The sequence below is a fragment of the Pseudarthrobacter sp. C4D7 genome, assembly GCF_013359725.1.
In the GTDB taxonomy this organism is placed as follows: domain Bacteria; phylum Actinomycetota; class Actinomycetes; order Actinomycetales; family Micrococcaceae; genus Arthrobacter.
Window position 1 is genome coordinate 37767 of sequence record NZ_JABFMW010000013.1, and the last position, 26447, is coordinate 64213.

Annotated in this window: 27 protein-coding genes; 17 read left to right on the top strand and 10 right to left on the bottom strand. The window is 66.9% G+C overall.

All coding sequences use genetic code 11. The annotated features are described in order from the left end of the window. The first annotated feature begins 331 nt into the window (after positions 1-331). From rpsB to HNO81_RS11090, 6 genes are all read left to right on the top strand, one after another. Positions 332-1195 carry a 30S ribosomal protein S2 gene (gene rpsB / locus HNO81_RS11065; RefSeq protein WP_175318182.1) on the top strand — a complete coding sequence of 288 codons (864 nt, stop codon included), beginning with the start codon at positions 332-334 and terminating at the stop codon, positions 1193-1195. A gap of 128 nt (positions 1196-1323) precedes the next feature. Further along, entirely contained in the window at positions 1324-2160 is an 837-nt protein-coding gene (gene tsf, locus HNO81_RS11070; RefSeq protein ID WP_175318183.1) for a translation elongation factor Ts, read from the top strand. A 151-nt stretch (positions 2161-2311) separates the two neighbouring features. Further along, a complete protein-coding gene (gene pyrH / locus HNO81_RS11075; protein ID WP_175318184.1) occupies positions 2312-3049 on the top strand; it encodes a UMP kinase in 738 nt (245 codons plus the stop codon). A 130-nt stretch (positions 3050-3179) separates the two neighbouring features. Further along, positions 3180-3737 (top strand): ribosome recycling factor, encoded by a 558-nt coding sequence (gene frr, locus HNO81_RS11080; RefSeq protein WP_175318185.1) that lies wholly within the window; start codon positions 3180-3182, stop codon positions 3735-3737. Continuing rightward, complete coding sequence (locus tag HNO81_RS11085) at positions 3737-4657, top strand: phosphatidate cytidylyltransferase (protein WP_175318186.1); 921 nt, start codon at positions 3737-3739, stop codon at positions 4655-4657. The genes frr and HNO81_RS11085 overlap by 1 nt, the downstream gene beginning before the upstream one ends. 108 nt (positions 4658-4765) lie before the next feature. Further along, the gene (locus HNO81_RS11090; RefSeq protein WP_175318233.1) at positions 4766-5350 is read left to right on the top strand and encodes a DivIVA domain-containing protein; all 585 of its coding nucleotides are present in this window, start codon (positions 4766-4768) and stop codon (positions 5348-5350) included. Between the two features lie 22 nt (positions 5351-5372). Here HNO81_RS11090 and HNO81_RS11095 read toward each other — a convergent pair whose 3' ends face one another. The 5 genes from HNO81_RS11095 to HNO81_RS11115 are packed head-to-tail and all read right to left on the bottom strand — an operon-like array spanning position 5373 to position 9855. Then, complete coding sequence (locus HNO81_RS11095; RefSeq protein ID WP_175318187.1) at positions 5373-6062, bottom strand: hypothetical protein; 690 nt, start codon at positions 6060-6062, stop codon at positions 5373-5375. A 4-nt stretch (positions 6063-6066) separates the two neighbouring features. After that, positions 6067-7548 carry a cation acetate symporter gene (locus tag HNO81_RS11100; protein WP_175318188.1) on the bottom strand — a complete coding sequence of 494 codons (1482 nt, stop codon included), beginning with the start codon at positions 7546-7548 and terminating at the stop codon, positions 6067-6069. 7 nt (positions 7549-7555) lie between these two features. Further along, positions 7556-7927, bottom strand: coding sequence for a hypothetical protein (locus tag HNO81_RS11105; protein WP_175318189.1), 372 nt, complete (start codon positions 7925-7927; stop codon positions 7556-7558). Next, positions 7924-8640 (bottom strand): LytTR family DNA-binding domain-containing protein, encoded by a 717-nt coding sequence (locus HNO81_RS11110; protein WP_175318190.1) that lies wholly within the window; start codon positions 8638-8640, stop codon positions 7924-7926. Before HNO81_RS11110 ends, HNO81_RS11105 begins: the two co-directional genes overlap by 4 nt. A 33-nt stretch (positions 8641-8673) precedes the next feature. Beyond that, complete coding sequence (locus tag HNO81_RS11115; protein ID WP_175318191.1) at positions 8674-9855, bottom strand: sensor histidine kinase; 1182 nt, start codon at positions 9853-9855, stop codon at positions 8674-8676. Positions 9856-10071: 216 nt separating this feature from the next. On the opposite strand from HNO81_RS11115, the gene HNO81_RS11120 reads away from it, so the two are divergent. Together HNO81_RS11120 and HNO81_RS11125 are read left to right on the top strand one after the other, a co-directional pair. Beyond that, positions 10072-10452: a DUF485 domain-containing protein gene (locus HNO81_RS11120; protein WP_175318192.1), complete on the top strand. Its 381-nt coding sequence runs from the start codon at positions 10072-10074 to the stop codon at positions 10450-10452. Then, positions 10449-12065: a cation acetate symporter gene (locus HNO81_RS11125; RefSeq protein WP_175318193.1), complete on the top strand. Its 1617-nt coding sequence runs from the start codon at positions 10449-10451 to the stop codon at positions 12063-12065. Before HNO81_RS11120 ends, HNO81_RS11125 begins: the two co-directional genes overlap by 4 nt. Before the next feature lie 155 nt (positions 12066-12220). On the opposite strand, the gene HNO81_RS11130 is transcribed toward HNO81_RS11125, so the two are convergent. The 4 genes from HNO81_RS11130 to HNO81_RS11145 form a co-directional block, all read right to left on the bottom strand. Continuing rightward, complete coding sequence (locus HNO81_RS11130; protein WP_254703421.1) at positions 12221-12877, bottom strand: hypothetical protein; 657 nt, start codon at positions 12875-12877, stop codon at positions 12221-12223. A gap of 1 nt (position 12878) precedes the next feature. Then, positions 12879-13283: a DUF4383 domain-containing protein gene (locus HNO81_RS11135; protein WP_175318194.1), complete on the bottom strand. Its 405-nt coding sequence runs from the start codon at positions 13281-13283 to the stop codon at positions 12879-12881. A gap of 146 nt (positions 13284-13429) precedes the next feature. Next, positions 13430-13978, bottom strand: a complete 549-nt coding sequence (locus tag HNO81_RS11140; RefSeq protein ID WP_175318195.1) for a hypothetical protein — start codon at positions 13976-13978, stop codon at positions 13430-13432. A 140-nt stretch (positions 13979-14118) separates the two neighbouring features. Beyond that, the gene (locus tag HNO81_RS11145) at positions 14119-14592 is read right to left on the bottom strand and encodes an Lrp/AsnC family transcriptional regulator (RefSeq protein ID WP_175318196.1); all 474 of its coding nucleotides are present in this window, start codon (positions 14590-14592) and stop codon (positions 14119-14121) included. A 192-nt stretch (positions 14593-14784) separates the two neighbouring features. Here HNO81_RS11145 and pdhA point away from each other — a divergent pair, with 192 nt between their 5' ends. The 3 genes from pdhA to HNO81_RS11160 are packed head-to-tail and all read left to right on the top strand — an operon-like array spanning position 14785 to position 18382. Continuing rightward, on the top strand, positions 14785-15954 hold the full coding sequence (gene pdhA, locus HNO81_RS11150) for a pyruvate dehydrogenase (acetyl-transferring) E1 component subunit alpha (RefSeq protein ID WP_175318197.1): 1170 nt from the start codon (positions 14785-14787) through the stop codon (positions 15952-15954). Continuing rightward, entirely contained in the window at positions 15954-16964 is a 1011-nt protein-coding gene (locus tag HNO81_RS11155; protein ID WP_175318198.1) for an alpha-ketoacid dehydrogenase subunit beta, read from the top strand. Before pdhA ends, HNO81_RS11155 begins: the two co-directional genes overlap by 1 nt. Further along, the gene (locus HNO81_RS11160) at positions 16961-18382 is read left to right on the top strand and encodes a dihydrolipoamide acetyltransferase family protein (RefSeq protein WP_175318199.1); all 1422 of its coding nucleotides are present in this window, start codon (positions 16961-16963) and stop codon (positions 18380-18382) included. Before HNO81_RS11155 ends, HNO81_RS11160 begins: the two co-directional genes overlap by 4 nt. Positions 18383-18501: 119 nt before the next feature. Here HNO81_RS11160 and HNO81_RS11165 read toward each other — a convergent pair whose 3' ends face one another. Continuing rightward, entirely contained in the window at positions 18502-19215 is a 714-nt protein-coding gene (locus tag HNO81_RS11165; protein ID WP_371818230.1) for a TetR/AcrR family transcriptional regulator, read from the bottom strand. A gap of 146 nt (positions 19216-19361) precedes the next feature. On the opposite strand from HNO81_RS11165, the gene HNO81_RS11170 reads away from it, so the two are divergent. Genes HNO81_RS11170 through HNO81_RS11195 form a run of 6 tightly spaced genes read left to right on the top strand, consistent with a single transcriptional unit; the run spans position 19362 to position 26447 of the window. Then, positions 19362-20969, top strand: a complete 1608-nt coding sequence (locus tag HNO81_RS11170; RefSeq protein WP_175318200.1) for a carboxyl transferase domain-containing protein — start codon at positions 19362-19364, stop codon at positions 20967-20969. A gap of 7 nt (positions 20970-20976) precedes the next feature. Further along, positions 20977-23172, top strand: coding sequence for a biotin carboxylase N-terminal domain-containing protein (locus HNO81_RS11175; protein WP_175318201.1), 2196 nt, complete (start codon positions 20977-20979; stop codon positions 23170-23172). 2 nt (positions 23173-23174) lie between these two features. Then, a complete protein-coding gene (locus tag HNO81_RS11180; RefSeq protein WP_175318202.1) occupies positions 23175-24338 on the top strand; it encodes an acyl-CoA dehydrogenase family protein in 1164 nt (387 codons plus the stop codon). A 20-nt stretch (positions 24339-24358) separates the two neighbouring features. After that, positions 24359-25123, top strand: a complete 765-nt coding sequence (locus tag HNO81_RS11185) for a CoA transferase subunit A (RefSeq protein WP_175318203.1) — start codon at positions 24359-24361, stop codon at positions 25121-25123. A 2-nt stretch (positions 25124-25125) separates the two neighbouring features. Continuing rightward, positions 25126-25902, top strand: coding sequence for a CoA transferase subunit B (locus tag HNO81_RS11190; RefSeq protein ID WP_175318204.1), 777 nt, complete (start codon positions 25126-25128; stop codon positions 25900-25902). After that, positions 25899-26447 carry a MaoC family dehydratase gene (locus HNO81_RS11195; RefSeq protein ID WP_175318205.1) on the top strand — a complete coding sequence of 183 codons (549 nt, stop codon included), beginning with the start codon at positions 25899-25901 and terminating at the stop codon, positions 26445-26447. The genes HNO81_RS11190 and HNO81_RS11195 overlap by 4 nt, the downstream gene beginning before the upstream one ends.

The following is a 26447-nucleotide window of genomic DNA, read 5'->3' on the forward strand; positions in this document are numbered from 1 at the left end:
GGAGCAGTTTGCTGCGCCCTCTACGCGTTTCGTCCCAGTGGTCCACCCCTGCGGTGCATATCCTTGTCCGGACCGCGTCGGCACATCTCATTCAGGAGTGTGGGGGAGCAGCAGCTGACTACGCGCATCCAACCCTTCGGCTGCCGACGCCCCGGCGTCGTCCATGGAGGACCGGGCTTCCTGCGGTCAGGCTTTCGTCCTGATGGGAAGCCAGGGGGATGCCAGGAGCACGGCCCGTCCGGGCCACGCTGATCAACCGTCAACTATTGGCAGGGTAAGAAAACCCAGGGTTTTCTCATGAATGACCTGCCGGAAAATAAGGAGCGCCGGAATGCCCGTCGTAACCATGCGCCAGCTGCTTGACAGCGGCGTCCACTTTGGACACCAGACCCGCCGTTGGAACCCGAAGATGAAGCGCTTCATCTTCACCGAGCGCAACGGCATCTACATCATCGACCTGCAGCAGTCGCTGTCCTACATCGACCGCGCCTACGAGTTCGTCAAGGCCACTGTTGCCCACGGCGGCACCGTGCTTTTCGTCGGCACCAAGAAGCAGGCCCAGGAAGCAATTGCCGAGCAGGCAACCCGCGTAGGCCAGCCCTACGTCAACCAGCGCTGGCTCGGCGGTATGCTGACCAACTTCCAGACGGTTGCCAAGCGCATCCAGCGCATGAAGGAACTCGAAGAGATCGACTTCGACGACGTCGCCGGTTCCGCTTACACCAAGAAGGAACTGCTGCTCCTCAAGCGCGAGCTCACCAAGCTGCAGTCCAACCTTGGCGGTATCCGTAACCTGACCAAGGCTCCGTCCCTGCTGTGGGTTGTTGACACCAAGAAGGAACACCTCGCCGTTGACGAGGCCAAGAAGCTCAACATCCCCGTTGTAGCCATCCTGGACACCAACTGCGATCCCGACGAAGTCGACTTCCCGATCCCGGGCAACGACGACGCCATCCGCTCCGTGAACCTCCTGACCCGCGTTGTTGCCGACGCCGTTGCAGAGGGCCTGATCGCCCGCAACAACCGCGGCACGGGCGCCACCGAAGCTCCGGAAGAGCCCCTGGCCGAGTGGGAGCGCGAGCTCCTCGAAGGCAGCAAGGCAGAAGCTGCTGCAGCTCCGGCCGAGAACGCCGAAGCTCCGGCCGCCGAGGAAGCTCCGGCTGCTGCCGAAGCTCCCGCCGAGGACGCCAAGTAACACACGCACATTTGCGAATTCTCCGTGCTGTCCGCAGCCGGAGCCGCTGACAGGATGGCAGCCCACCGCGTGGGCTGCCGTCCTGTCGGTCCGTACACCACCACACATTTCTAGACAGAGGGGTTCACATGGCGAACTACACTGCCGCGGACATCAAGGCCCTGCGCGAGCGCACCGGCGCCGGCATGATGGACGTCAAGAAGGCTCTTGACGAAGCCAACGGTGACGCCGAGAAGGCCATCGAGATCATCCGCATCAAGGGCCTGAAGGGCGCTACCAAGCGCGAAGGCCGCTCCACCGCTGAAGGCCTCGTGGCCGCCAAAGTCAGCAACGGCGTTGGCGTCATGATCGAGGTCAACTGCGAAACCGACTTCGTCGCCAAGGCTGACAAGTTCATCCAGCTGGCTGACAAGGTCCTGGCCGTGGCCGTCGAGTCCGGCGCTGCCGACCTCGAGACCCTCCTGGCCACCGACGTTGACGGCAAGCCGCTCTCCGAGGTCGTAGTCGAAGAAGGCGCCATCCTGGGCGAGAAGGTCGTTGTCCGCCGCATCTCCCGCATCGAGGGTGCAACGGTTGACGCCTACCTGCACAAGACCTCCAAGGACCTCCCGGCCCAGGTCGGCGTCCTGTTCGCTGTCGACGGTGAAGGCGAAGCCGCCACCGCTGCTGCCCACGACGTTGCCGTGCACATCGCTGCCATGGCTCCGAACTACCTCACCCGTGAGGACGTTCCCGCCGAGCTCGTCGAGTCCGAGCGCCGCATCGCCGAGGAAACCGCCAAGGCTGAAGGCAAGCCCGAAGCTGCCCTCACCAAGATCGTTGAAGGCCGCGTGACGGGCTTCTACAAGGGCGAGGTCCTGGTTGACCAGGCATTCGCCAAGGACGCCAAGAAGTCCGTTGCACAGGTCCTCGAAGAGGCCGGTGTCAAGGGAACTGCCTTCACGCGTTTCCGCGTAGGCTCCTAGCCTGAACTGCAAGGGGGTGGCCACTTCGGTGGCCGCCCCTTTTGCATGCGCCCAAACGCCCTGCAACCCGGTCCAGCCGGACAGCAGCCGTTTCCGGGCACGGGATCCGGCAGGATACCCTTTTTTCGAACGTCACCAACGGGAAGGCATCATGGAAGCCGACAACACTGTCAAGCATTCGGAGAAGAACCGGCGGCGCGTCCTCCTGAAGCTCTCCGGCGAGGTTTTCGGCGGCGGGAAGCTCGGTGTCGATCCCGAGACCGTCCGCGACGTCGCCAAGCAGATCGCGGCAGCCGTCCCCGAAGTGGAGGTGGCCATCGTGGTGGGCGGCGGAAACTTCTTCCGCGGCGCCGAGCTGTCCCAGAGCGGCATGGACCGCTCCCGCGCCGACTACATGGGCATGCTGGGTACGGTCATGAACTGCCTCGCGCTGCAGGATTTCCTGGAGCAGGCGGGCGTTGAAACCCGTGTTCAGAGTGCCATCACCATGGGCCAGGTGGCTGAGGCCTACATTCCGCGCCGCGCCATCCGCCACATGGAAAAGGGCCGCGTGGTCATTTTCGGTGCCGGAGCGGGCCTGCCCTACTTCTCCACCGACACGGTGGCCGCCCAGCGCGCCCTGGAAGTCCACGCGGACGTGGTGCTCATGGCCAAGAGCGGGGTGGACGCCGTGTACACCGCGGACCCCAAGAAGGACCCCACCGCGGAACGGCTGGAGACCCTCAGCTACGACGACGCCCTGCGCCGGGACATCCGCGTCATGGACCAGACGGCCATGACCATGTGCAAGGACAACGACCTCTCCATGGTTGTTTTCGGCATGGAAGGTGAAGGCAACGTCACGCGCGCCATCCTTGGCGAAAAGCTGGGCACACTGGTCACCGCCTAGCTGCGGCTAGGATGATTTCAGGACAATTCCGTCCCCGCCCCTTCCGGGCGGGGACGGAAACAGCAACAAAGAACCACGTGAGTGCAGGGATCGGGCGCCCCGGACTGCACCAGAACCGTCAGGAGAGACCGTGATCGAAGAAACCTTGCTCGAAGCCGAAGAAAAGATGGACAAGGCGGTAGAGGTAGCCAAGGAAGACTTCGCCGCCGTCCGCACCGGCCGCGCCAACCCGGGCCTCTACAACAAGGTCCTGGTGGACTACTACGGCTCGCCCACGCCGCTGCAGCAGCTTGCCTCCTTCGCCATCCCGGACGCCCGGACCATACTGATCACCCCGTTCGACAAGACCGCCATGCGGGACATCGAACGCGCCCTCAGCGATTCCGAGGTCGGCGCCAACCCGTCCAACGACGGCAACGTCATCAGGATCACCATTCCTGAACTGACCAAGGAACGCCGCAAGGAATACGTGAAGATCGTCAAGACCAAGGGCGAAGACGCCAAGATCTCCATCCGCAACATCCGCCGCAAGGCCAAGGAAACCCTTGACCGCCTGGTCAAGGACGGCGAAGCAGGCGAAGACGAAGGCAGCCGGGCCGAGAAGGAGCTGGACAGCCTGACCAAGGCCCACGTGGATGGCATCGACGAGCTGCTCAAGCGCAAGGAAGCAGAGCTGCTCGAAGTCTGATGGGCCAGGCAGATCAGGCCCCCGCACCACGGGCGCGCACACGGGGGAAGCAGCCCAGGAGCAATCCGACGCCAAAGGCAGGGCGGAACCTGCCCGCCGCCGTCGTGGTGGGCCTGGCCATGCTCATCGCCGTCCTGGGTGGGCTGCTGTTCCTCCCGCTCGCGTTCGTAGCCATTGTTACTGCCTTTGCGGTCTTTGGCGTGTGGGAGATCTACCGGGCGCTGGAAGCCAACGGCACCAGGATGCCCATCGTGCCGGTCATGACGGGCACCCTGGCCATGCCTTTTGCAGCCTATTTTGGCGGCATCGAAAGCCAGCTGTTCGCGCTGCTGCTCAGCGCCGTGGCCGTCCTGCTGTGGCGCTCCATCGAAAGCGCAGCAGGCTCGGCCAACAGCATCTTCGCCGGCGTCTTCACCCTGGGCTGGGTTCCTTTCTTCATCAGCTTCGCCGCGCTTCCGCTGCACGCCGCGGGTACCACGCCCCTGGGCCTGTGGCCCGACGGCATGGCGCCCATCGGGGCGTGGGAAATCGCCGTGATGCTCCTGCTGGTGGTCTCCAACGACACCTTCGGCTACCTGGTGGGCGCGTCGCTGGGCAAGCACCCCATGGCACCGAAGATCAGCCCCAAAAAGTCCTGGGAGGGCTTCGCGGGGTCGGTGGCCGGTGCCATGCTGATCGGTGTCCTGGCAGCCCTGTTCGTGCTGGACAAACCGTGGTGGGTTGGCGCCGTGCTGGCTGTGGGGACAGTCGCAGCGTCCACCGCCGGCGACCTCGCCGAGTCCATGGTCAAGCGCGAACTGGGCGTCAAGGACATGAGCAGCATCCTGCCCGGGCATGGGGGAGTGATGGACCGGCTGGACTCCATCGTCTTCGCCTCGCCTGTGGCGTTCATCCTTTATGGCCTGGTTGCCGGCGCCTGACCCCTCCGACCCGGCCCGCCGGGCACCCCGCCCCTGCTGCTGCACCCAGTGCGGCACCCTAAACTGGTGCGGAAAGCACTACCGCCGAAGAACATTGAAGGAATCGAAGTGGCATTGGACATTCATCGGCAGATCCCTGCGTCCTTTGAGCGCGTGCAGCGCAGCGAGTACGGCTACAACGCCAGGCAGGTGGACCAGTTCCTGCAGCGGGCACGGATCTCCCTTGAAACCCCCGAATCCGCCACTGACCCCGTCAACAGCTCTGACGTGAGGGCAGTTTCCTTCGATCCCGTCAAGGGCGGCTATTCCGCCACGGTGGTGGATGCTGCCCTGGACCGGCTCGAGGACGCGTTTGCCCGCCGGGAGCGCGATGAGCTCATCGCGGCCCAGGGCGAGGAGGCCTGGCTGCGCGAGATTGGAAGCCTGTCCGGCATCCTGCGCGGGCGCCTGCACCGGCCCGATGGCGAACGGTTCCGCCGGCCCACCAAGAAGAAGGTCCGCAGCTACAACACCGACGATGTCGACCGGCTGTGCCGCGAGCTCGTGGCCTACCTCGAGCAGGACAAGCCCCTGAGCGTAGACAGCGTGCGGCGTGCCGTGTTCCGTCCGGCGGTGGGCCGCGAGGGCTACGAGGAGTCCCAGGTGGACGCCTTCCTGGACCGCGTCGTCGAGCTGATGGCAGCAATCGACTGAGGGGCGGCGCCGCCGGAGGCTGTCAGTCCCCGGCCGGCGGGGTGGGGGAGAGCGGTTTGAAGCCGAGCCACACGTTCCGGTAGCTCCGGTATCCGTGTACCGCGGACACCGACAGGAAGGCCACGCCGCACAGGGCACCCGCAAGGAACCCGCCAGCTGTCCCTGCCCCGGCCAGCGTTGCCAGCAGACCCGCAACAATGGCAATCAGGGCCGCGTTCGCCGTCGTCATGAAAATCATGCTGCTGCCCGCCACATGGCTGAATGAACCGCGGTTGCCGAAGAAATAGTAGGTCTGCACCGAACCGGCCTCGTCGTCGTGGTGCGCGGACATCAGGTACGGCGCCACCCCCGGGTCCAGGTCCACATACGCTGCGCGCAACCGGTTCATGGCCGTGACGTACATCAGGTCCTCGTGGGCCACGTTCATCACCCGGATCTGGGTCAGCAGGCCGATTGCCATGTCGATGACTAGGACAACCACTGCCAGCAGGACGAAAGTATCCGAAAAGCCCGTGGCCTGGCCCACCAGTGCCACGCTGACAATGCTGGCGGAGGTAAAAGTCAGGAACATGCTGATGCGGGTCAGCACCTCGCCTTGGGCAGTACTGCGTGATGCAAGCAGGCCCCAGTGTTCCGTGGCGAGCAGTTGGGCCCGTACGGAGGCAGGGACCCCGCCGTGTTCGTGGGACATACCGCCGTCCTCAGTGGACATGGCGCTATTGTCCTCCCGATGACCGTTCGGTTGCCAGCGGCCGTTCCGGGGTATGCAGCCGGGTCATGGTGCGGGCCATGGTGCCCGGGATCCGGTGCGGCGTGGCCCGGGACACGATGACCATCACGGCGAACGCGGCCGGCACGCTCCACGCGGCAGGCTGCGCGAGCCACGCCGGCGTCTGGCCCGAGCCCGATACTGCCCCCGCAATCATGGCCCCGCCGCACAGCATTCCCCCGGTCACCATGCCCGCGATGGCGCCTGCATCGGTCAAGCCGCGCCACCAGATCCCCAGCAGCAGGACGGGGCAGACGGTGGATGCGGTGAACGCGAAGACCAGGCCCACGCTGCCGGCAAGGGCAAAGGACCCGGTCATCAGCGCGAAGCCCAGGGGGACCAAAGCGGAGACGACGGCGGCCAGGCGGAACCCGCGCACGCTCCCACCCAGGACATCCTGGCTGATGACGCCCGCCAACGAGACCACCAGGCCGGAGGTGGTGGACAGGAACGCCGCAAACGCCCCGGCCACCACCAGGGCGGAGAGCAGGTCGCCGGGAACCCCGCCCACGAGTTCCCCGGGCAGCCGCAGGACCATGGCGTCCGGCTGCCCCGAGCGGGCCAGGTCGGGGGCATACATCCGGGCCACCAGCCCGTACGCCGTGGGAAACAGGTAGAACACGGAGAGCAGGCCCAGGACGATCAGGGTGGTCCGCCGGGCCGAATGGCCGTCCGGGTTGGTGTAGAAACGCACCAGCACGTGGGGCAGTCCCAAGGTGCCGAACAGCAGCGCCACCAGGAGGGACACGTTCTGGTACAGCCCGGCAGGAGGCGCGCCGGTGGGGTTGACCGCCGGCAGGGACCGGGGCTCCGCACCCTCTCCTGCCAGGACAAAGACAATGAACAGGATGGGCACCGCCAGGGCCGTCAGCTTCAGCCAGTACTGGAACGCCTGGACAAACGTGATGGACCGCATCCCGCCTGCCACCACCGTGAGGCATACCACCACCACGACGGCTACCGAGCCCACCCAGGACGGCAATCCCGTGGCGATCTGGATGGTCAGCGCGGCCCCGTGCAGCTGCGGCACGATGTAGAGCCACCCCACCATCACCACCACCAGGCTGGTGACCCGCCGGACTGTCCGTGAACCGAGCCGTGACTCGGTGAAGTCTGGAATCGTATACGCGCCGGAGCGCCGGAGCGGGGCAGCGACGAAGAGCAACAGCATCAGGTAGCCGGCGGTGTACCCCACCGGGAACCAGAGAGCATCCGTCCCGGACAGCAGGATGAGTCCGGCCACCCCCAGGAAACTGGCTGCCGACAGGTACTCCCCGCCGATCGCCGATGCATTCCACCAGGGCCGGACCGTCCGGGACGCCACGTAGAAGTCTCCGGTGGTGCGCGAAATCCGCAGGCCGTAGAACCCAATGATGGCCGTGGCCAGGGACACCACAGTGACCGCCGTGATGGCGACGCCGGCATTCACCCGTGCCTCACTGCTCCCCGGCCAGGTCCCGGTAGCGCGCCTCATTGCGGGCCGCCGTCCTGACATACAGCCAGGCGCTCAGCCCGATCACCGGATAGATTCCCGCGCCCAGCAGCAGCCAGCCGAACGGGATGCCGGCGATCCGGGTATCCGCCAGGCCGGGAACCACCACCAGGGTCAGCGGGAATGCGGCCAGGATCAACAGGAAACCGCCCGCCACCACCAGGGCCAGCCGCAGCTGGGACCTGATCAGCGAGCGGACAAACACCTGTCCCACCTCGGAATCCTGTGCGGCTTCCCGCGACTCCAGCGGCCGGGGCGCACCGCCCCCTGCGGGGCGGGCGGACCCGGGCGGCGCAGTCACCCGGACCCGGGTCATGCGTGCGGCCTGATCCGGGTTGCCTCCAGCTTCTCCCGCACGATGGGCAGGTGACGGCGGCTGATGGGCAGCCCGGCACCGGCCACCGTCACGCGCGGACCGTCGGCCGCCAGCTTCATGGAGGAGACATGCTTCAGCGCCACCAGATAGGAGCGGTGCGTGCGGATGAAACCTGCATCCGCCCACTGCTGTTCGAGGTCCGCCAGCGGCACCCGGATAAGGTAGCTCGCATCGGCCGTGTGCAGCCGCGCATAGTCGCCCTGCGCCTGCACGTAGGTCACGTCGTCGCGGCGGATCATCCTGGTGGTCCCACCCTGGTCCACCGTGATCATCTCCGGCGCCGCGCCGCCGTCGCGCAGCTCGCAGATCCGCCCAACGGAACGCGCAAGACGCTCAGTACGCACTGGTTTGAGCAGGTAGTCCACGGCAGCGAGTTCAAAGGCCGCTAGGGCGTGGTCCTCGTCGGCAGTGACAAAGACAACCGACGGCGGATTGCTGCTGCGGGCAATGGCAGCAGCGATCTCCAGTCCTGACACCGCGGGCATGTGGATGTCCAGGAAAACCGCGTCGATGCCGCCGGCGGACAGGGCCGTGAGGGCCTCGGCGCCGGACGTGGCACGCAGGACTTTCCCGATGCGCTCGTCCCTGCCCAGCAGGAAAGCCAGTTCCTCAACGGCGGGCAGCTCATCATCAACGACGAGGACGTTAATCATCTTCCTAGGGTACTTCCAGCGGCGGGGCGATCCTCACGCATCGTGCCCGGGCTGGGACTTCGGCACCCGCATGGTGATCAGCGTGCCTTCGCCCGGCGCCGTTTCCACCACCAGGCCGTGATCGTTGCCGTACACCTGGCGGAGGCGTGCATCCACGTTCCGCAGCCCCACGTGGTCCCCGTCAGTGTGGCCCGCAAGTACCGACCTGAGCTGCTCCGGGTCCATTCCCACGCCGTCGTCCTCGATGGTGACCTCAGCGAAGGCCCCGGCGTCCTCGGCAGTGATGCTGATATGCCCGGGGCCCGCCTTGGCTTCAAGCCCGTGCCGGACGGCGTTCTCCACCAGCGGCTGCAGGCTGAGGAAGGGGATGACGGTGCCCAGCACTTCCGGGGCCACCCGCAGGCTCACCTGCACGCGGTCGCCGAACCGGGCACGCTCCAGCAGCAGGTAGCGGTCGATGCAGCGGAGCTCTTCGGCGAGGGTGGTGAAGTCACCGTGCCGCCGGAACGAGTAGCGGGTGAAGTCCGCGAATTCCACTACCAGCTCCCTGGCCCGCTCCGGATCGGTATTGATGAACGATGCGATGGCGTTGAGTGAGTTGTAGATGAAGTGCGGGCTGATCTGGGCCCGCAGCGCCCGGACCTCCGCCTCCATGAGCAGCGTCCGGGAGGCGTCCAGCTCGGCAAGTTCCACCTGGACAGCAACCCAGTCGGCCACTTCCCCCGTGGCCCTGACCAGGCCTGCCCCCGCGGAAGGGGCGAAGGCGGCCACCGCGCCCACCACCCGCGTGCCCGCCCGCACGGGGGCGATGACGGCGGCGAGGTGGCTGCCGGTTCCCTCCGTGCCGGCGGCGAGCACTGCTGTCCGGCCGGACGCCAGGACATCGGCCGCAAGGTCCATGAGCCGCGGCCTGATGTCTTCCGCACCGCCGTCCCAGGCCAGGACGCCGGAGGTATCAGTGATGGCCAGGGCATCGCAGGCCAGCAGGGAACGCAGTTGGCGGCTGGCCTTGGCTGCCCCTGCCGGGTTCAGTCCGCGGCGCAGGTGCTGCCCGGCCTGGGATGCGGCGTGGAGCGTGTGGTACGTGGCGCGTTCGGCATCGGTACCCAGCTCACGGAAGGAACGGAGCACCTTCAGGCCAACGCCGACGACGACGGCAATGGCCATGGCGATCACCGCGACGGCCGCGGCGGTGAGGAGGGGCGAGTCCGGCATGGTGCCCAGCGTAGCGGCGGGTGCCGCTTGCCGCAGCATCGCAGCCGTTGAGCGACGGTGGGCGGGTAAGTGTGGAACACGGCGGTGCACGGGCGGCAAAGTGATTGGTGTCACATCTGCGGTGCCCCTGCGCAATGCTGCCGGCCAGTCCCACTGTCCGGCGCCGGCCCAGGTCCTGCCGCCCGGTGTGTTCCGGCAACTCAATGAGGAGGAACGATGGGTAATGATGCCCATACTCCGGACGCAGCGGCGTCCGTGGACTTTGAACAAGTCCAGTCGACCGGGCAGTTCCAGGAATTGCGCAAGCGTCACCGCAGCTTTGTCTTCCCCATGGCAGTGGCCTTCCTGCTGTGGTACTTCGCCTACGTCCTGCTCGCCGACTACGCGGTGGGATTCATGTCCACCAAGGTCTGGGGCAACATCAACATCGGCCTGATCCTGGGCCTGCTCCAGTTCGTTTCAACCTTCGCCATCACCGGCTGGTACGTGCACTACTCCAACAAACGGCTTGATCCCATCGCCACGGAGATCAGGCACGAAATCGAGGGGCACGAATTCGACAGGAACGGAAACCGAGTGGGCGGAGCCAACAAATGATCGCAATTCCAGCCGCGGTGGACGTCGCCGCCCTCAAGGACACCACCCTCCTCAACATGGGCATCTTTGGCCTGTTCGTGGCCGTGACCATGGTGATCGTGTTCCGCGCCAGCCGCAACAATAAAACCGCCGCGGACTATTACGCCGCCGGCCGCTCCTTCACCGGCTCGCAGAACGGAACCGCCATCGCCGGCGACTACCTGTCCGCCGCCTCCTTCCTCGGCATTACCGGGGCCATTGCCATCAACGGCTACGACGGGTTCATGTACTCGATCGGCTTCCTGGTGGCCTGGCTGGTGGCGCTGCTGCTGGTGGCCGAGCTGTTGCGCAATACCGGCAAGTTCACCATGGCGGACGTGCTGTCCTTCCGCCTGAAGCAGCGCCCGGTCCGGATCGCCGCCGCCATCTCCACCCTCGCGGTCTGCTTCTTCTACCTGCTGGCCCAGATGGCCGGCGCCGGCAGCCTGATCTCCCTGCTGCTGGGCATCAGCGACTGGGGCGGACAGGCGCTGGTGATCATCGTCGTCGGCGCCCTGATGATCATGTACGTCCTGATCGGCGGCATGAAGGGCACCACGTGGGTCCAGATCATCAAGGCCATGCTGCTGATCGCCGGTGCCGCCGTCATGACCCTGTGGGTGCTGGCCATCTATGGCTTCAACCTTTCGGCACTGCTGGGCGGAGCCGTGGAGACCGCCAATAACCCGGCCGTCCTCAACCCGGGCCTGCAGTACGGCAAGTCGGACACCTCCAAGCTGGACTTCATGTCCCTGGGCCTGGCACTGGTGCTCGGCACCGCGGCCCTGCCGCACGTGCTGATGCGCTTCTACACCGTTCCCACGGCCAAGGAAGCACGCAAGTCCGTGGTCTGGTCCATCTGGCTGATCGGCATCTTCTATCTGTTCACGCTGGTGCTGGGCTACGGCGCCGCGGCCCTGGTGGGGGCAGACACCATCAAGTCCGCGCCGGGCGGCGTCAACTCGGCCGCCCCGCTGCTGGCCTTCCATTTGGGCGGGCCGCTGCTTTTGGGCTTCATCTCCGCAGTGGCGTTTGCCACCATCCTGGCGGTGGTGGCGGGGCTGACCATCACGGCGGCAGCATCGTTCGCCCATGACATCTACGCCAACGTCATCGCCAAGGGCAAGGCCGACGCCGCCACGGAAGTCCGGGTTGCCCGGCGCACCGTGGTGGTCATCGGCATCCTGGCCATCCTGGGCGGCATCTTCGCCAACGGCCAGAATGTGGCCTTCCTGGTGGCCCTGGCCTTCGCCGTCGCCGCTTCGGCGAACCTGCCCACCATCATCTACTCGCTCTTCTGGCGGAAGTTCACCACCCAGGGCGCGGTGTGGAGCATGTACGGCGGACTGGCCTCGGCGATCCTGCTCATCGTCTTCTCCCCGGTGGTTTCGGGACTGAAGACCTCAATGATCCCGGGCGCCAACTTCGCGTTCTTCCCGCTCAGCAACCCGGGCATCGTGTCCATCCCGCTGGCCTTCTTCCTGGGCTGGCTGGGAACCACCCTGGACAAGCGGCGGGAAGATCCGGCCAAGCAGGCCGAGATGGAGGTCCGCTCCCTGACCGGCATCGGTGCGGAGAAGGCCGTGGACCACTAAACCATGCACCACTAAAACACGGACTACTGAACGGGGCCACGCCCCATCTGTATTAACGTGAAGAGCCTCCTGCCGCTTGCTGTGACCAGTTCAGCTGCGGCACGGAGGCTCTTTTCGTTGTGCCGGCATCCGGGCCGGCGTGGTCCTGCTGCCGGTCAGCGCTGGTGGTGGCCGCCCGGCGCCAGGTTTCCGTGCTGGCCGTGCGGCACGGCGTACTGGCCGGCCGTCGATGCGGCCAGGCCCGGCGTCGTGATTCCTGCCACCAGGACGGCGCCGGCAAAGGCCGCCACCAGCAGTCTCCCCGGCCGCGGGCCGGCCTCTGCGGGCTGCTGCGCACTGGCCTGCTCTGCGCTGGCCTGCTGTGCACTGTCCTGCTGGAGACTGCGCCGCCGAAGCCAGCCCAGGGCAGCCATGATCATCAGTGTCAACAGGAGTGCGGAGAGTTGCGTGAGGCGAAGCCCGGAGGTGGTGGACGCCGGGAACACAATCAAGGCCAGATGGGCGGCGGCTGCGCCGGCGAGCGCATACCGCGCCCACCGGTTTCCGCCCAGCCGGTCCTTTGCCAGGAATGCCACGGCACCGGCCAGCAGCGCCGTGCCCCACAGACCCGCCACGACGCCCGCAACGATAGATCCGGGGCCGGGGGAGCCGGCTGCGAAGAAGGTCGACGAAATGGCCAGGTTGACGATGCCCGCACCGAAGGCGGCGAACCCCGTGACCAGCCGGACCGAGGGGTTTGCCGCGGATCCCGCAGGCTGGAGGGTCGCTGCCGGGGGCGACGGCCGGAGGGGGAGCGTGCCGGGGGCGGCCATGCTACGCGCGGGCAGCGGCCGGGGACTTGTCCAGGGACAAGCCCACACCCAGGAGCAGCACGGCGCTGGCGAGGTGCAGGACGTTGTCGGCACCGTTCAGGGCAATGATGTTCAGGGCCGAATCCAGCAGGAAAAGCCCCACGATGCCCACCAGCAGGTAGACGGCGCCCACCACGGCGTTCACGGTGCGGGCGGTATCGGTACCGCGGAGGCCGGCGAAGAGCAGTGCGGCACCGATGGCCAGGTGGATGACGTTATGCAGCGGGTTGACCTCGAAGATGATGAGGTTGGCGCCCTCCGTGTCGACAAAACCGACCCCGGACGTGACGGCAAAGCCCAGGAGTCCCACCAGCAGGTAGACGGCTCCGAAGATGGTGGCGACAAGGCGGTTGGGTGAGTTTCGCATGGACCGGATCCTTCCGTTGGGGCGGAGGAATGGTCCGCCGGGGTGGGGCCCTGGACGGGACCCTCGGAAGCGATTCGGATCGTTGGCGGGGACGGATGGGTAAAAAGATCAGTACCCTTTCCAGTTTCCGCCGCTTCCGCCCTTGGCTACGCCGCGGGCCGCAGTTTGATGTTGGTCATCAGCAACTTGTCGGACCCCTCGAACCGGTAGGCAAGGTCCACCTTCTTGCCGCTGCAGCTGATCTGGCCCACCACCTCGGCTGACTTGACGCCGTTATCGGTGGCAACCTTGAGGTTGTTGTAGGCCGGCTGGCACGAACTGTCCATGTCCAGGCTCTTCACGCCGGAGATGAAGGCCTCCTTGGACAGCTGCTTCTGCAGGGCGGGGTCAAGGTACTCGTCGTAGGCGCCGGACGAGTCGCCGGCGATCACCTTCCTGGTGAAATCATCCGCAAGGCCCCGGGCCTCGTTGGTGGCGCTGCCCACCACGTTCACCAGGATCACGACGCCGATGACCACCAGCAGCAACACCCCACCTATGCTGCCAAGGATGATCCACAGCGTCCGCCGGTTCCGCCGGCGCGGCGGTTCGCCGGGGAGGCCGAACGGGGCGGGCTGTTCCGGCGGCAACCCGGGATACTGTTGCGGGGTGAAACCTGCCTGGCCCTGCCGGTATGGATCCTGGGGACTGCTCAAGGGTGGGCCTTTCGTGGGACAGGCGCTCCAGCGCCCGGTGGAGTGGCCCGGGCCTTCCCGGCCCGGCATATGACTGGCACCAGCCTATAACCCTGCCCGCCGCCGTCGTGCGTTCTTGCGGAACCGGGCCGGCGCTGTTGCTAGCTGCCCTCGGACTCCCGGTCCAGCAGGGGCTGCACGCGGAAAGGGATCAACTCGCCCATGGCCAGCGCCGTGTCTGCCCGCTCCACGCCGTCGCAGGCCAAGATCTTGCCGTTGATGCGGAACAGATCCTCGGCATCCCTGGCCACCACGCGCAGCAGCAGGTCTGCTGACCCTGTCAGCCCGTAACCCTCCAGGACCTCCGGGATCGCGGCGATTTCCCCTGCCAGCCGCCCGAGCTTCTGCTGCTGGACGTGGACGGAGATGAAGGCCATGAGCGGGTATCCCAGCGCCGCCGGATTGAGGCGCCGCTCGAAGGACAGGAAGACGTGCTTCTTTTCCAGCTGTGCCATCCGCGCCTGGACGGTATTCCGGGACAGGCCCAGTTTCTGCGCGAGGGCCACCACGGTACGCCGCGGATCCTGTGCCAATGCCGACAGCAGGCGGGTATCAGTGCCATCCAAAGCTCGCATAATGCGCAACGCTAGCACGGTGCCGGGGTGGCAGACAGTGCACTTTGCTCAGGAACAGCGCCAGTGGTTGTACCCCCTGGCCATTGTGAGTAGGGTCACAGTATCTGGGGCAATGACGCCCGGAAGGCCGGTGGCGGCAGGGGCCAAAAGCCCCAAACCACGGGTCCACGACGTTCGAAGGTTGCGGCAATCGTGTCTACAGACCAAACGGGCCATGGCGGCGCAAACACCCCCCACAACGCAGGAAATCCCGGCGAAACCGGGCCGGAATTCCTCCAGCTGATCACCCCGGCCGGTGAGCGGATCAGCCACCCCGAATTCGATTTCTGGGTCAGGGACATCACCGAGGACCACTTGTGCTCGCTCTTCGAGGACATGACCGTCATCCGGCGGATCGATGTGGAGGCCACCGCCCTGCAGCGCCAGGGTGAGCTTGCCCTGTGGCCCCCGCTCCTTGGCCAGGAGGCGGCCCAGATCGGTTCCGGACGGTCGCTGCGCACCGACGACTTCGTGTTTTCCAGCTACCGCGAGAACGGTGTGGCCTATTGCCGCGGCGTGGACCTGACGGACCTCCTCCGGGTCTGGCGCGGCAACGCGTCCGGCGGCTGGGACCCGTACAGCATCAACATGGCCACCCCGCAGATCATCATCGGCGCCCAGACCCTGCACGCCACGGGCTACGCCATGGGAATCCAGAATGACGGAGCCGATGCCGTGGCAGTCACCTACTTCGGTGACGGCGCCACCAGCGAGGGCGACGTCAACGAGGCCATGGTGTTCGCCGCCAGCTTCCAGGTCCCGGTGGTGTTCTTCTGCACCAACAACCACTGGGCCATCTCCGAACCCGTCCGCCTGCAGTCCCACATCCAGCTCGCAGACCGGGCCGCAGGGTTCGGGATCCCCAGCCTCCGGGTGGACGGCAACGACGTCCTGGCGGTCATGGCCGCCACCAGGCTGGCCCTTGACCGCGCCCGGCGCGGCGGCGGTCCCACCTTCATCGAGGCCGTCACCTACCGCATGGGGCCGCACACCACCGCCGATGACCCCACCCGCTACCGGGACGCCAACGAGCTGGAGGACTGGGCCGCAAAAGACCCCATCACCCGTCTGGCCGGCCTGCTGGAGCGCAAGGGGCTGCTCACCGCGGAACTGCAGCAGCGGGTCAAGGACAAGGCCGACACTGTGGCGGCACAGATGCGCCGGGGCTGCACCACCATGCCGGAGCCCCAGCCACTGGACGTCTTCAAGCACGTCTACAGCACCCCCAATTCCTGGCTGGAACGCCAGCAGGACCACTACGCAAGGTATCTGGCTTCCTTTGGTGAACCCGCAGGAGCCGTTTCAGAAGAAGGTGCACGCTGATGACCCAGTTGACCTTTGCCCGTGCCATCAACGCCGGGCTCCGGAAGTCCCTGGAGAACGACCCCAAGGTGGTTCTCCTCGGCGAGGACATCGGCACCCTGGGCGGCGTCTTCCGGGTGACGGATGGCCTGCAAAAGGATTTCGGCACCCACCGGGTGGTGGACACCCCACTGGCGGAGTCCGCCATCGTGGGAACCGCCGTCGGCCTGGCCTACCGCGGCTACCGGCCCGTGGTGGAAATCCAGTTCGACGGGTTCATCTATCCGGCGTTCGACCAAATCGTCAGCCAGGTAGCCAAACTGCATTACCGAACCAGCGGGGCCGTCAAGATGCCCATCACCATCAGGGTTCCGTTCGGCGGCGGCATCGGCTCACCGGAGCACCACTCAGAGTCTCCGGAAGCCTATTTCACCCATACTTCCGGCCTGCGCGTGGTCACTGTTGCCAACCCGCAGGACGCCTACACCGTCATCCAGCAGGCCATTGCCTGCGACGACCCCGTACTGTACTTCGAGCCCAAGCGCCGCTACCACGACAAAGGCGAGGTGGACGAGTCGCTGGCTCCTGCCTCGGCCCTGCCCATGGACAAGGCCCGCGTGCTGACCGACGGCAGCGACGTCACCCTGGTGGCCTACGGGCCCCTGGTCAAGACCGCCCTGGACGCTGCCTCCGCAGCGGCGGACGAGGGCATTTCGATCGAAGTCATCGACCTGCGCTCGCTGGCGCCCGTGGACTACGAACCGGTGGTGGCGTCCGTGCGGAAGACCGGGCGCCTGGTCATCACCCATGAGGCGGCCCAGTCCGGCGGCCTGGGCGCGGAAGTGGCTGCCAGCATCACCGAGCGGTGCTTCTATCACCTGGAGGCCGCGCCGGTCCGGGTTACGGGGTTCGACATCCCCTACCCCTACTCCAAGCTGGAAATGCACCACCTGCCTGGCCTGGACCGCATCCTGGACGGCGTGGACCGTGCCCTGGGCCGCCCGAACTCCCTGAGCGGACTGGAAGGATGAGCGCCACCATGATCAAGGAATTCCGGCTCCCAGACCTGGGGGAGGGGCTCACCGAGTCCGAAATCCTCAGCTGGAAAGTGGCCGTTGGCGATACCGTCAGCCTGAACCAGGTCATCGCCGAAGTGGAGACTGCCAAGGCCGTGGTGGAGCTTCCGTCCCCTTTCGCAGGGGTCATCAAAGAGCTTCACGAGCAGCCCGGGTCAGTGGTGGAAGTGGGCAAGCCGATCGTGTCCTTCGAGGTAGCGGACGACGACGGGCACTCACCCGCAGCGCCGTCCGGCGCCGCGGGCGCGGGGTCCCGTGAGGCTGAGGTGGACACACCGAAACGGCAACCGAACCTGGTGGGGTACGGCGCCGTCGTCGAAAGCTCCGGGCGCCCGGCGCGGCGGCCCAGGAACGTTGCCCCGGTGGTTGCGGCGGGGGGAACCAAGGCCCCGGAGGCCGGCCGGGTGGAGCCTGCAGCCGTTCAGCCTGCGCCGGTCCAATCTGTTTCGGTCCGATCCGCCACCGTGGAGGGCCAAACCGCCGAACGTCCCCGGTCCACGCCTCCGGTCCGCAAGCTGGCCAAGGATTTGGGGCTGGACCTCGCACGAGTTGCGGGCACTGGAGCCGGCGGCCTGATCACGCGGGAGGACGTCCTGGCCTTCGCAGGACACGAGGCCGTGCCCGGGATGCCGGAGCAGGGGTCTGCGCCACCGGCTGGAGCCGGTGCGGGGGAGCGGGAGACGCGGACCCCGATCAAGGGCGTCCGCAAGCACACCGCGGCCGCCATGGTGCAGAGCGCCTTTACCGCGCCGCATGCCACCGAGTTCCTGACCGTGGACGTTACGCCGAGCCTGGAACTGCTGGCCAGGCTCAAGGACAGCAGGGCCTTCGCCGGCGTGAAGCTCACCCCGTTGACGCTCGCCGCCAAAGCCCTCCTTATCGCCCTGCGCCGGAACCCGGCGCTGAACTCCCGCTGGGACGAGGGCAACCAGGAGATCGTCACCTTCCACTACGTGAACCTGGGCATCGCCGCCGCCACGCCGCGGGGACTCACGGTTCCCAACATCAAGGACGCCGACACCCTGCCACTGCCGCAGCTGGCCCGGGAACTCACCTCACTCGCCGAGACTGCCCGGGCGGGCAAGACAACACCGGCCGACCTCTCCGGCGGCACCATCTCCATCACCAACATCGGCGTCTTCGGCATCGACGCCGGTACCCCCATCCTCAACCCGGGGGAAGCGGCGATCCTTGGCCTGGGAGCGGTCCGGACCATGCCCTGGGAATACCGGGGGGAGGTGGCGCTGCGCCAGGTCCTCACGCTGAGCCTGTCCTTCGACCATCGCCTGGTGGACGGCGAGCAGGGATCCCGGTTCCTGGCGGATGTGGGTGCCATCCTGGCCGATCCCGGCATGGTGCTGACCATGGTCTAGCTGCTGTCACTCCCGTGCACGACCGGCCCGGGCCCGCGTAGGCGGTGCTGCTAGGGGCCGGTCATGCGGGGACGGGCCGGTTGTGGTGCCCGTCGCCGGCGGGCCCGGTGCGTTGGGCCTCAGGCCGGGGGCACAGTCAGGGCAGCCAATGCCATCCGTTCCAGCAGGGGGCGGGCGACGCCGGCCGCCAGGCGCCGGCCGTGGCTGCGGACCGAATGCGGGGTGGAGTTGATGAGGCCGAAGGTGGCGTGCGCCCGCATCCGCAGCTCGGCCAGGTCTGTGGCTGGGTGGATCTTGGCAAGGACGTCCACCCACAGCTCCACGTAGTTGCGCTGGAGTGTCCGCACGGCCAACTGGTCCTGCTCGGACAGGTTGGTGAAGTCCCGGTCCTGCACCCGGATCACGTCCGGCTTGCCAAGCGCGAAATCCACCTGGAACTCCACCAGCTGCCGCAGTGCGGCCTGGGGGTCCGCGGCGCGCTCCACCACCTGGCGCCCGCCATCCAGCAGTTCCTGGCTCACCGTGACCAGAAGGTCAGCCAGGACCGCCTGCTTGCCGGGAAAGTGGCGGTACACCGCAGGTCCGCTGACGCCTGCCGCTGCGCCCAGGTCCTCCAGCGAAACCCGGTTGAAGCCGTTGGCAGCAAACAGGGACGCAGCGGCGGAGAGCAGCGCCTGCCGCCGGTTCTCCTTGGCCTTGCCGCGCTGGGTTGTCGGGGCCTGTGCCGTTGGGGCCTGATGTGTTGGGCCCTGGGTTGCGGCACCGTGGGTCGCGGAGCCCTGGTCTTCGGAGTGTGGGGCAGCAGGGGCCGGCTGCGTTGTATTGCTGGACACTTTTCCTCCTTGGGCCAGCCCAGAGTCTAGCAACGCGTCGATGTGTTGGACATCACAGTTAATCGAGACTAACCTGAATTTCAGTTATTAGTCACTAACCGAGTTGGCCTTGGCGCCGCGCGGACCCTTAAGAGAACGGAACGTCGATGGAGACCCTGGCCACCCGGCTCGACCCAGCAAGCGAGTCCTTCCGCGCCACCCGGGAAGAGCAGCTGTCGCTCGCCGGCGAGCTGCGGAAGAAGCTGGCGGATGCCGCCCTCGGCGGGCCCCAAAAGTCGCGGGACCGGCACGTGGCCCGGGGCAAGCTGCTGCCGCGGGACCGGATCGACCAGCTGTTGGATGATGGCAGCCCCTTCCTGGAGATCGCGCCGCTTGCGGCCAACGGGATGTACGGAGATGACGCACCCGGCGCCGGGGTGATCGCAGGAATCGGCCTGGTGCACGGCCGGCAGGTCCTGGTCATCTCCAACGACGCCACCGTCAAGGGCGGAACCTATTACCCCATGACAGTGAAGAAGCACCTCCGCGCCCAGGAGATCGCGCTGGAAAACCGGCTGCCCTGCATCTACCTGGTGGACTCAGGCGGCGCCTTCCTGCCCAAGCAGGACGAAGTCTTCCCTGACAAGGAGCATTTCGGCCGGATCTTCTACAACCAGGCACGCCTTTCCGCAGCCAAGATTCCGCAGCTCGCCGCCGTCATGGGGTCCTGCACGGCGGGTGGAGCTTACGTCCCCGCCATGAGCGATGAAACCGTCATCGTCCGCAACCAGGGCACCATCTTCCTGGGCGGCCCGCCGCTGGTGAAGGCAGCCATCGGGGAGATCGTCACCGCCGAGGAACTGGGTGGCGGCGAGGTGCACTCGAAGATTTCAGGCGTCACGGACCACCTGGCCGAGAACGACGAACACGCCCTCCAGATCATCCGGGACATCGTCGCCACCCTCCCGCCTCCCGCCGCGCCGGCCTGGCAGGTGGAACCCGTTGTCGAGCCCGCCGCGGACCCGGACGGCCTCTATGGTGCCGTGCCCACGGACGTCAACGCCCCCTACGACGTCCACGAGGTCATCGCCCGCCTGGTGGACGGCAGCAGGTTCCACGAGTTCAAAAAGGACTACGGCACCACCTTGGTCACCGGATTCGCCCGGATCGATGGTCATCCCGTAGGCATCGTGGCCAACAACGGCGTGCTGTTCAGCGAGTCATCGCTCAAGGGTGCGCATTTCATCGAACTGTGCGACCAGCGCGGCATCCCGCTGCTGTTCCTGCAGAACATCTCCGGTTTCATGGTGGGGAAGGACGCCGAACAGGGCGGCATCGCCAAAAACGGAGCCAAGATGGTGACGGCCGTCGCCACGGCCCGCGTCCCCAAGCTGACAGTGGTGATCGGCGGCTCCTTCGGCGCCGGAAACTACTCCATGTGCGGCCGGGCTTATTCGCCGCGGTTCCTGTGGATGTGGCCCGCCGCCCGGATTTCGGTGATGGGCGGCAACCAGGCAGCCAGCGTGCTGGCCACCGTCAAACGGGACCAGTACGAGGCCGCAGGGGAGGAATGGGCCGCCGACGACGAGGAAGCCTTCAAAGCGCCCATCCGCCGGCAGTACGAGGACCAGGGAAGCCCCTACTACTCAACGGCCCGCCTCTGGGACGACGGCGTCATCGACCCCGCCGATACCCGCACCGTCCTGGGCCTGGCGCTCGACGTCGTTTCCCGCACCCCCTTGCCGGAGACTTCCTTCGGCCTCTTCCGGATGTGAGCCAGCAATGACCACGCAGACCAACACCGCCACGCCAGGGGACAGCGCAATGACCCGCAGCGGCTCCCTCTTCAACACCGTCCTGGTGGCCAACCGCGGTGAGATCGCGTGCCGCGTCATCCGCACGCTGCGCCTCCTGGGGATCCGGTCCGTCGCCGTCTACAGCGACGCCGACGCCGGTGCCCGGCACGTGCGCGAGGCTGACACCTCGGTACGGATAGGCCCCGCCGCGGCAAGCGAAAGCTACCTGAGCATCGACGCCATCCTGGACGCCTGCCGGCTGTCCGGGGCTGAGGCAGTCCACCCCGGCTACGGCTTCCTGAGCGAAAACGCGGACTTCGCCCGTGCCCTCGAAAAAGCCGGCATCGCCTTTATCGGGCCCGGCGTTGAAGCACTGGACGTCATGGGCGACAAGATCCGAGCCAAGAACCACGTGGCAGGGTACGGCGTGCCGGTGGTCCCCGGCATTGCCCGGCCCGGGATGACGGACAGCGAACTGGTGGAGGCTGCTGCCGCCGTCGGCTATCCCCTCCTGATCAAGCCCTCCGCCGGAGGTGGCGGCAAGGGCATGCACGTTGTCGAAGGACCGGCGGACCTGCCCGCTGCCCTGGCCACGGCACGGCGCGTGGCTGCAGCCGCTTTCGGGGATGACACCTTGTTCCTGGAGCGCCTGGTAACCACCCCGCGGCATATCGAGGTGCAGGTGCTGGCGGACAGCCACGGCAACGTCATCCACCTCGGCGAGCGCGAGTGCTCCCTGCAGCGCCGCCACCAGAAAGTCATTGAGGAAGCTCCGTCGCCCCTGCTGGAGGGCCTGCCCAACGGTGCGGAAGTCCGGGCCCGCATCGGCGAGGCCGCCTGCAACGCCGCCCGCAGCGTGGACTATACCGGGGCCGGAACGGTGGAGTTCCTGGTCTCAGATGACGCGCCGGACGAGTTCTTCTTCATGGAGATGAACACCCGGCTGCAGGTGGAGCACCCCGTCACTGAGATGGTGACGGGCGTCGACCTGGTGGAATGGCAGGTGCGGATCGCCGCCGGTGACCCGCTCACCGTCCGCCAGGCCGACGTCGGCCTTGCCGGCCACGCCGTGGAGGCGAGGGTCTACGCCGAGGTGCCGGAGAAGAACTTCCTTCCCTCCACCGGGACGGTGCTCCGGCTGGACGAACTGCCGGCAGTGTCCGGCAGCCCGGTCCGGGTGGATTCCTCCCTGGTGGAAGGCCTGGAGCTCTCCGCGAATTACGATCCCATGATTTCCAAGGTCATCGCCTGGGGTGCGGACCGCGCGGCGGCGCTGGATTCCCTGGACACGACCCTGTCCGGCTACACCGCCCTGGGGATCGAGACCAACGTGGAGTACCTGCGGCTCCTGCTCAGCGATCCCGACGTCCAGCGCGGGCACCTGGACACGGGACTGATCGAACGGAAGCTGCCGGGGCTCGAATTCCGGCACGTTGGCGATCCCGAACTGGTGGCGGCTGCGCTGTACGCCCTCTCACTGGAGGAAACGAACCGTCCCACCGCCGCCGTCGGACCGTGGCAGGCCAGGAGCGGCTGGCGGCTGGGGGCACCGGCGCCCCGCCGGATCAGCCTGGGAACGGCCGACGGCGGCGTGGCAACCGTTGCGGTGACGGACTGCCCCGCCGGGGGAGGCCCGGCAGTGGTCTCCGTCAACGGCGGTGCACGGCAGGAAGCGTCGCTGAGGGTGGCGGAGGACGGGAGCGCCGTCCTCACCCTTGCCGGGGAGGAACGGACCTACATGGTTGCCGCAGAGTCCGGGCCCACCGCCCGGCTGTACCTCGGCAGTGGCGGCTGGTCCTGCCGGCTGGAACTCCTCACCCGGGAGGCAAGGCTGGAACGGGTGCTGGCAGCCGTCCAGCGCCAGGAAGGTGCCGCCGACCCCGAGGTGCGCTCGCCCATGCCGGGAACCGTGGTGGCCGTCCCGGTCAACGACGGCGACGCGGTGGAGGCAGGGGAAGTCCTGGTGTCCGTCGAGGCCATGAAGATGGAACACCACCTGGTGGCACCCCTGGCGGGGACCGTCCACCTGACGGCCCGTACCGGAGACCTGGTGAAGGCCGACCAGGTCCTGGCCACCATCCACCCCCATCCCACCGGTGCGGTCCCCGCTCCCACGGGCACTGGCCCGGAGACAACCGACCCAGAGACAGACGCAGCTGCAGACCAAGGCGAAGGAGCCTGACCATGACCGGTTTTGAACTCAACGAGGAATACCAGGACCTCAGCGACACCGTCCGCGACTTTGCGGACAATGTGGTGGCCCCGGTCTCCGCCAAGCATGACGAAGAGCACAGCTTCCCCTATGACGTGGTGAAGCAGATGGGGGAAATGGGCCTGTTCGGGCTGCCCTTCCCCGAGGAATACGGCGGCATGGGCGGGGACTACTTCGCCCTGGCGCTCGCCCTGGAACAACTGGGCCGCGTGGACCAGTCGGTCGCCATCACCCTGGAGGCCGGGGTGTCCCTGGGCGCCATGCCGGTGTACCGCTTCGGCACGGACGCCCAGAAGCAGGAATGGCTGCCCATGCTGGCATCCGGCCAGGCGCTCGCCGGGTTCGGGCTCACCGAACCGGAGGCCGGCTCGGACGCCGGCGGCACCAAGACCCACGCCCGGCGCGAGGACGGCAACTGGGTGATCAACGGCAACAAGGAGTTCATCACCAACTCTGGAACGGGCATCACCCGCCTGGTCACCGTCACGGCCGTCACCGGCCAGCAGGAACGCCCCGACGGCAGCATCAAGAAGGACATCTCCACCATCCTGGTGCCCACCGACACCCCGGGTTTCAAGGCGGAAAAGGCCTACAACAAGGTGGGATGGAATGCCTCCGACACCCACCCGCTGACCCTCAAGGATGTCCGGGTGCCGGAGGAAAACCTGTTGGGAACCGAAGGGCGCGGCTACGCCAACTTCCTGTCCATCCTGGATGAGGGCCGGATTGCCATCGCCGCCCTGGCCACCGGTGCCGCGCAGGGCTGCGTGGACCAATCGGTGAAGTACGCCAAGGAACGCAGCGCGTTCGGCCAGAACATCGGCAAGTACCAGGCCATTGCGTTCAAGATCGCCCGGATGGAAGCGCGGGCCCACACCGCCCGGCTGGCCTACTACGACGCGGCCGCCCGGATGCTCGCCGGCAAGCCGTTCAAGACGCAGGCGGCCATCGCTAAGATGGTCGCAGGCGAGGCGGCCATGGACAATGCGCGGGATGCCACCCAGGTATTCGGCGGCTATGGCTTCATCAACGAGTTCACCGTGGCACGCCACTACCGCGACTCCAAGATCCTTGAAGTGGGGGAGGGCACCACGGAGGTCCAGCTGATGCTGATCGCCCGCGAACTGGGACTTTAGCCGGCCCGAAAGGATCAATGATGATTGACAAGGTTGTTGCCAGTGCGGACCAGGCCGTCGCGGACATCCCCGACGGCGCGTCGCTGGCCGTTGGCGGATTCGGGCTCTGCGGAATTCCGGTGGCCCTGATCGATGCCCTCCACCGGGCCGGAACAACGGACCTGGAAACCGTCAGCAACAACTGCGGCGTGGACGACTGGGGGCTCGGCATCCTCCTCCGCGACGGCCGCATCCGCCGCACCATCAGCTCCTACGTTGGCGAGAACAAGGAATTTGCCCGCCAGTACCTGGCCGGCGAGCTGGAGGTGGTGCTCACCCCGCAGGGCACGCTGGCCGAAAAGCTGCGCGCCGGCGGGGCCGGGATCCCTGCGTTCTACACCAAAGCGGGGGTCGGCACCCAGGTGTCCGACGGCGGCCTGCCGCAGAAGTACGACGCCAACGGCGGAATCGCTGTGGCCTCAGCCGCCAAGGAAGTCCGCTCCTTCGGGGGAGTGGACTACGTCCTGGAAGAGTCGCTCACCCCGGACTTCGGACTGGTGCACGCGTGGAAAGGCGACCGGCACGGCAACCTGGTCTTCCACGCCACCGCCATGAACTTTAACCCGCTGTGCGCCATGGCAGGGCGCATCACCATCGCCGAGGTGGAGGAACTCGTGGAGCCCGGCGAACTGGACCCCGAACACATTCACACTCCCGGCATTTTCGTCCAGCGGGTGGTCCTGGCGCAGGACGGCGAGAAGCGCATCGAAAAGCGGACGGTGGCACTCAACCAGGCAGGAGCATGACCATGGATCCCAACAGTGCCGAGGCCCCGCGCCCCGAAGCCGTACGGCCGGAATACCGCAGGGCGGGTTCCCGGCCGCCGGCTTCATCCGGCGATTCGACGCCTGCTGCCGAAACCAAGGGCTGGACCCGCAACGAACTCGCCGCCCGCGTAGCCAGGGAGCTGCGCAACGGCCAGTACGTGAACCTGGGCATCGGGATGCCCACGCTGATCCCCAACTACATCCCGGCCGGGGTGGAAGTGGTGCTGCACTCCGAGAACGGGATCCTCGGCGTCGGCCCCTACCCGGCGGAGGACGCGATCGACCCCGACCTGATCAACGCCGGCAAGGAGACCGTCACCGTCAACAGGGGCGCTGCGTTTTTCGATTCGGCCACGTCCTTCGGCATGATCCGCGGCGGCCACGTGGACCTCGCCGTCCTGGGCGCCATGGAGGTGGCCGCCAACGGAGACCTGGCCAACTGGATGATTCCGGGAAAGATGGTCAAGGGCATGGGCGGCGCCATGGACCTGGTGTTCGGCGCCAAACGGGTGATCGTGATGATGGAGCACGTTGACCGCAACGGCAACCCCAAGATCGTAAAGGAATGCTCCCTTCCCCTGACCGGAAAGGGCTGCGTGGACCGGATCATCACCGACCTGGCCGTCATCGACGTCGTGAAGGAGGGCGGCACTTCACGGTTGGTCCTGAGCGAACTGGCTCCCAACGTCTCGGTGGAGGACGTGGTGGCGGCCACCGGCGCGGACCTCTTCGAGGAAGACCGGGAGCTCACCGTATGACCGGCGGCAACCGCACGCAGGACGGCGAACCGGCTGCGGGGCGGCAGGTCATAGAGCAGCGCGGGCTGTATTTCGACGAGCTGCAGGAGGGCGCGGTGTACGCGCACCGTCCGGGCAGGACGGTGACGGAGGCGGACAACGTCCTGTTCAGTACGATGACCATGAATACCCAGGCGCTGCACCTGGACGCGGCCTGGAGTGCCGGCCAGCCCTTCGGGCAGCGGCTGATGAATTCCATGTTCACCCTGGCCACCATGGTGGGCCAGTCCGTCACCCAGCTGACCCAGGGGACCATCATCGCCCAGCTGGGCCTGACCGACGTATCCTTCCCGCACCCGCTGTACCACGGGGATACGCTCTACACGGAGACAGTGATCACCGGCAGGCGGCTTTCGGCCTCGCGCCCCGGCCAGGGCATCGTGACCATGGAACACACCGGCCGCAACCAGGACGGCACCGTGGTGGCACGGGCCACCCGCAGCTGCCTGATGTGGACGCGGGAGGCACATGGGAACGCGCAGAACAGCCAAAACGTCGGAGAATAG

Coding starts and splice junctions, on each gene's coding strand:
- HNO81_RS11170 (WP_175318200.1), top strand. CDS start 19,362: ATGGAGACCCTGGCCACCCGGCTCGACCCAGCAAGCGAGTCCTTCCGC.
- HNO81_RS11185 (WP_175318203.1), top strand. CDS start 24,359: ATGATTGACAAGGTTGTTGCCAGTGCGGACCAGGCCGTCGCGGACATC.
- HNO81_RS11145 (WP_175318196.1), bottom strand. CDS start 14,592: ATGCGAGCTTTGGATGGCACTGATACCCGCCTGCTGTCGGCATTGGCA.
- HNO81_RS11130 (WP_254703421.1), bottom strand. CDS start 12,877: ATGGCCGCCCCCGGCACGCTCCCCCTCCGGCCGTCGCCCCCGGCAGCG.
- HNO81_RS11135 (WP_175318194.1), bottom strand. CDS start 13,283: ATGCGAAACTCACCCAACCGCCTTGTCGCCACCATCTTCGGAGCCGTC.
- HNO81_RS11125 (WP_175318193.1), top strand. CDS start 10,449: ATGATCGCAATTCCAGCCGCGGTGGACGTCGCCGCCCTCAAGGACACC.
- rpsB (WP_175318182.1), top strand. CDS start 332: ATGCCCGTCGTAACCATGCGCCAGCTGCTTGACAGCGGCGTCCACTTT.
- HNO81_RS11085 (WP_175318186.1), top strand. CDS start 3,737: ATGGGCCAGGCAGATCAGGCCCCCGCACCACGGGCGCGCACACGGGGG.
- tsf (WP_175318183.1), top strand. CDS start 1,324: ATGGCGAACTACACTGCCGCGGACATCAAGGCCCTGCGCGAGCGCACC.
- HNO81_RS11190 (WP_175318204.1), top strand. CDS start 25,126: ATGGATCCCAACAGTGCCGAGGCCCCGCGCCCCGAAGCCGTACGGCCG.
- HNO81_RS11155 (WP_175318198.1), top strand. CDS start 15,954: ATGACCCAGTTGACCTTTGCCCGTGCCATCAACGCCGGGCTCCGGAAG.
- HNO81_RS11110 (WP_175318190.1), bottom strand. CDS start 8,640: ATGATTAACGTCCTCGTCGTTGATGATGAGCTGCCCGCCGTTGAGGAA.
- HNO81_RS11095 (WP_175318187.1), bottom strand. CDS start 6,062: ATGTCCACTGAGGACGGCGGTATGTCCCACGAACACGGCGGGGTCCCT.
- HNO81_RS11160 (WP_175318199.1), top strand. CDS start 16,961: ATGAGCGCCACCATGATCAAGGAATTCCGGCTCCCAGACCTGGGGGAG.
- HNO81_RS11120 (WP_175318192.1), top strand. CDS start 10,072: ATGGGTAATGATGCCCATACTCCGGACGCAGCGGCGTCCGTGGACTTT.
- HNO81_RS11115 (WP_175318191.1), bottom strand. CDS start 9,855: ATGCCGGACTCGCCCCTCCTCACCGCCGCGGCCGTCGCGGTGATCGCC.
- HNO81_RS11180 (WP_175318202.1), top strand. CDS start 23,175: ATGACCGGTTTTGAACTCAACGAGGAATACCAGGACCTCAGCGACACC.
- HNO81_RS11175 (WP_175318201.1), top strand. CDS start 20,977: ATGACCACGCAGACCAACACCGCCACGCCAGGGGACAGCGCAATGACC.
- HNO81_RS11105 (WP_175318189.1), bottom strand. CDS start 7,927: ATGACCCGGGTCCGGGTGACTGCGCCGCCCGGGTCCGCCCGCCCCGCA.
- HNO81_RS11195 (WP_175318205.1), top strand. CDS start 25,899: ATGACCGGCGGCAACCGCACGCAGGACGGCGAACCGGCTGCGGGGCGG.
- pyrH (WP_175318184.1), top strand. CDS start 2,312: ATGGAAGCCGACAACACTGTCAAGCATTCGGAGAAGAACCGGCGGCGC.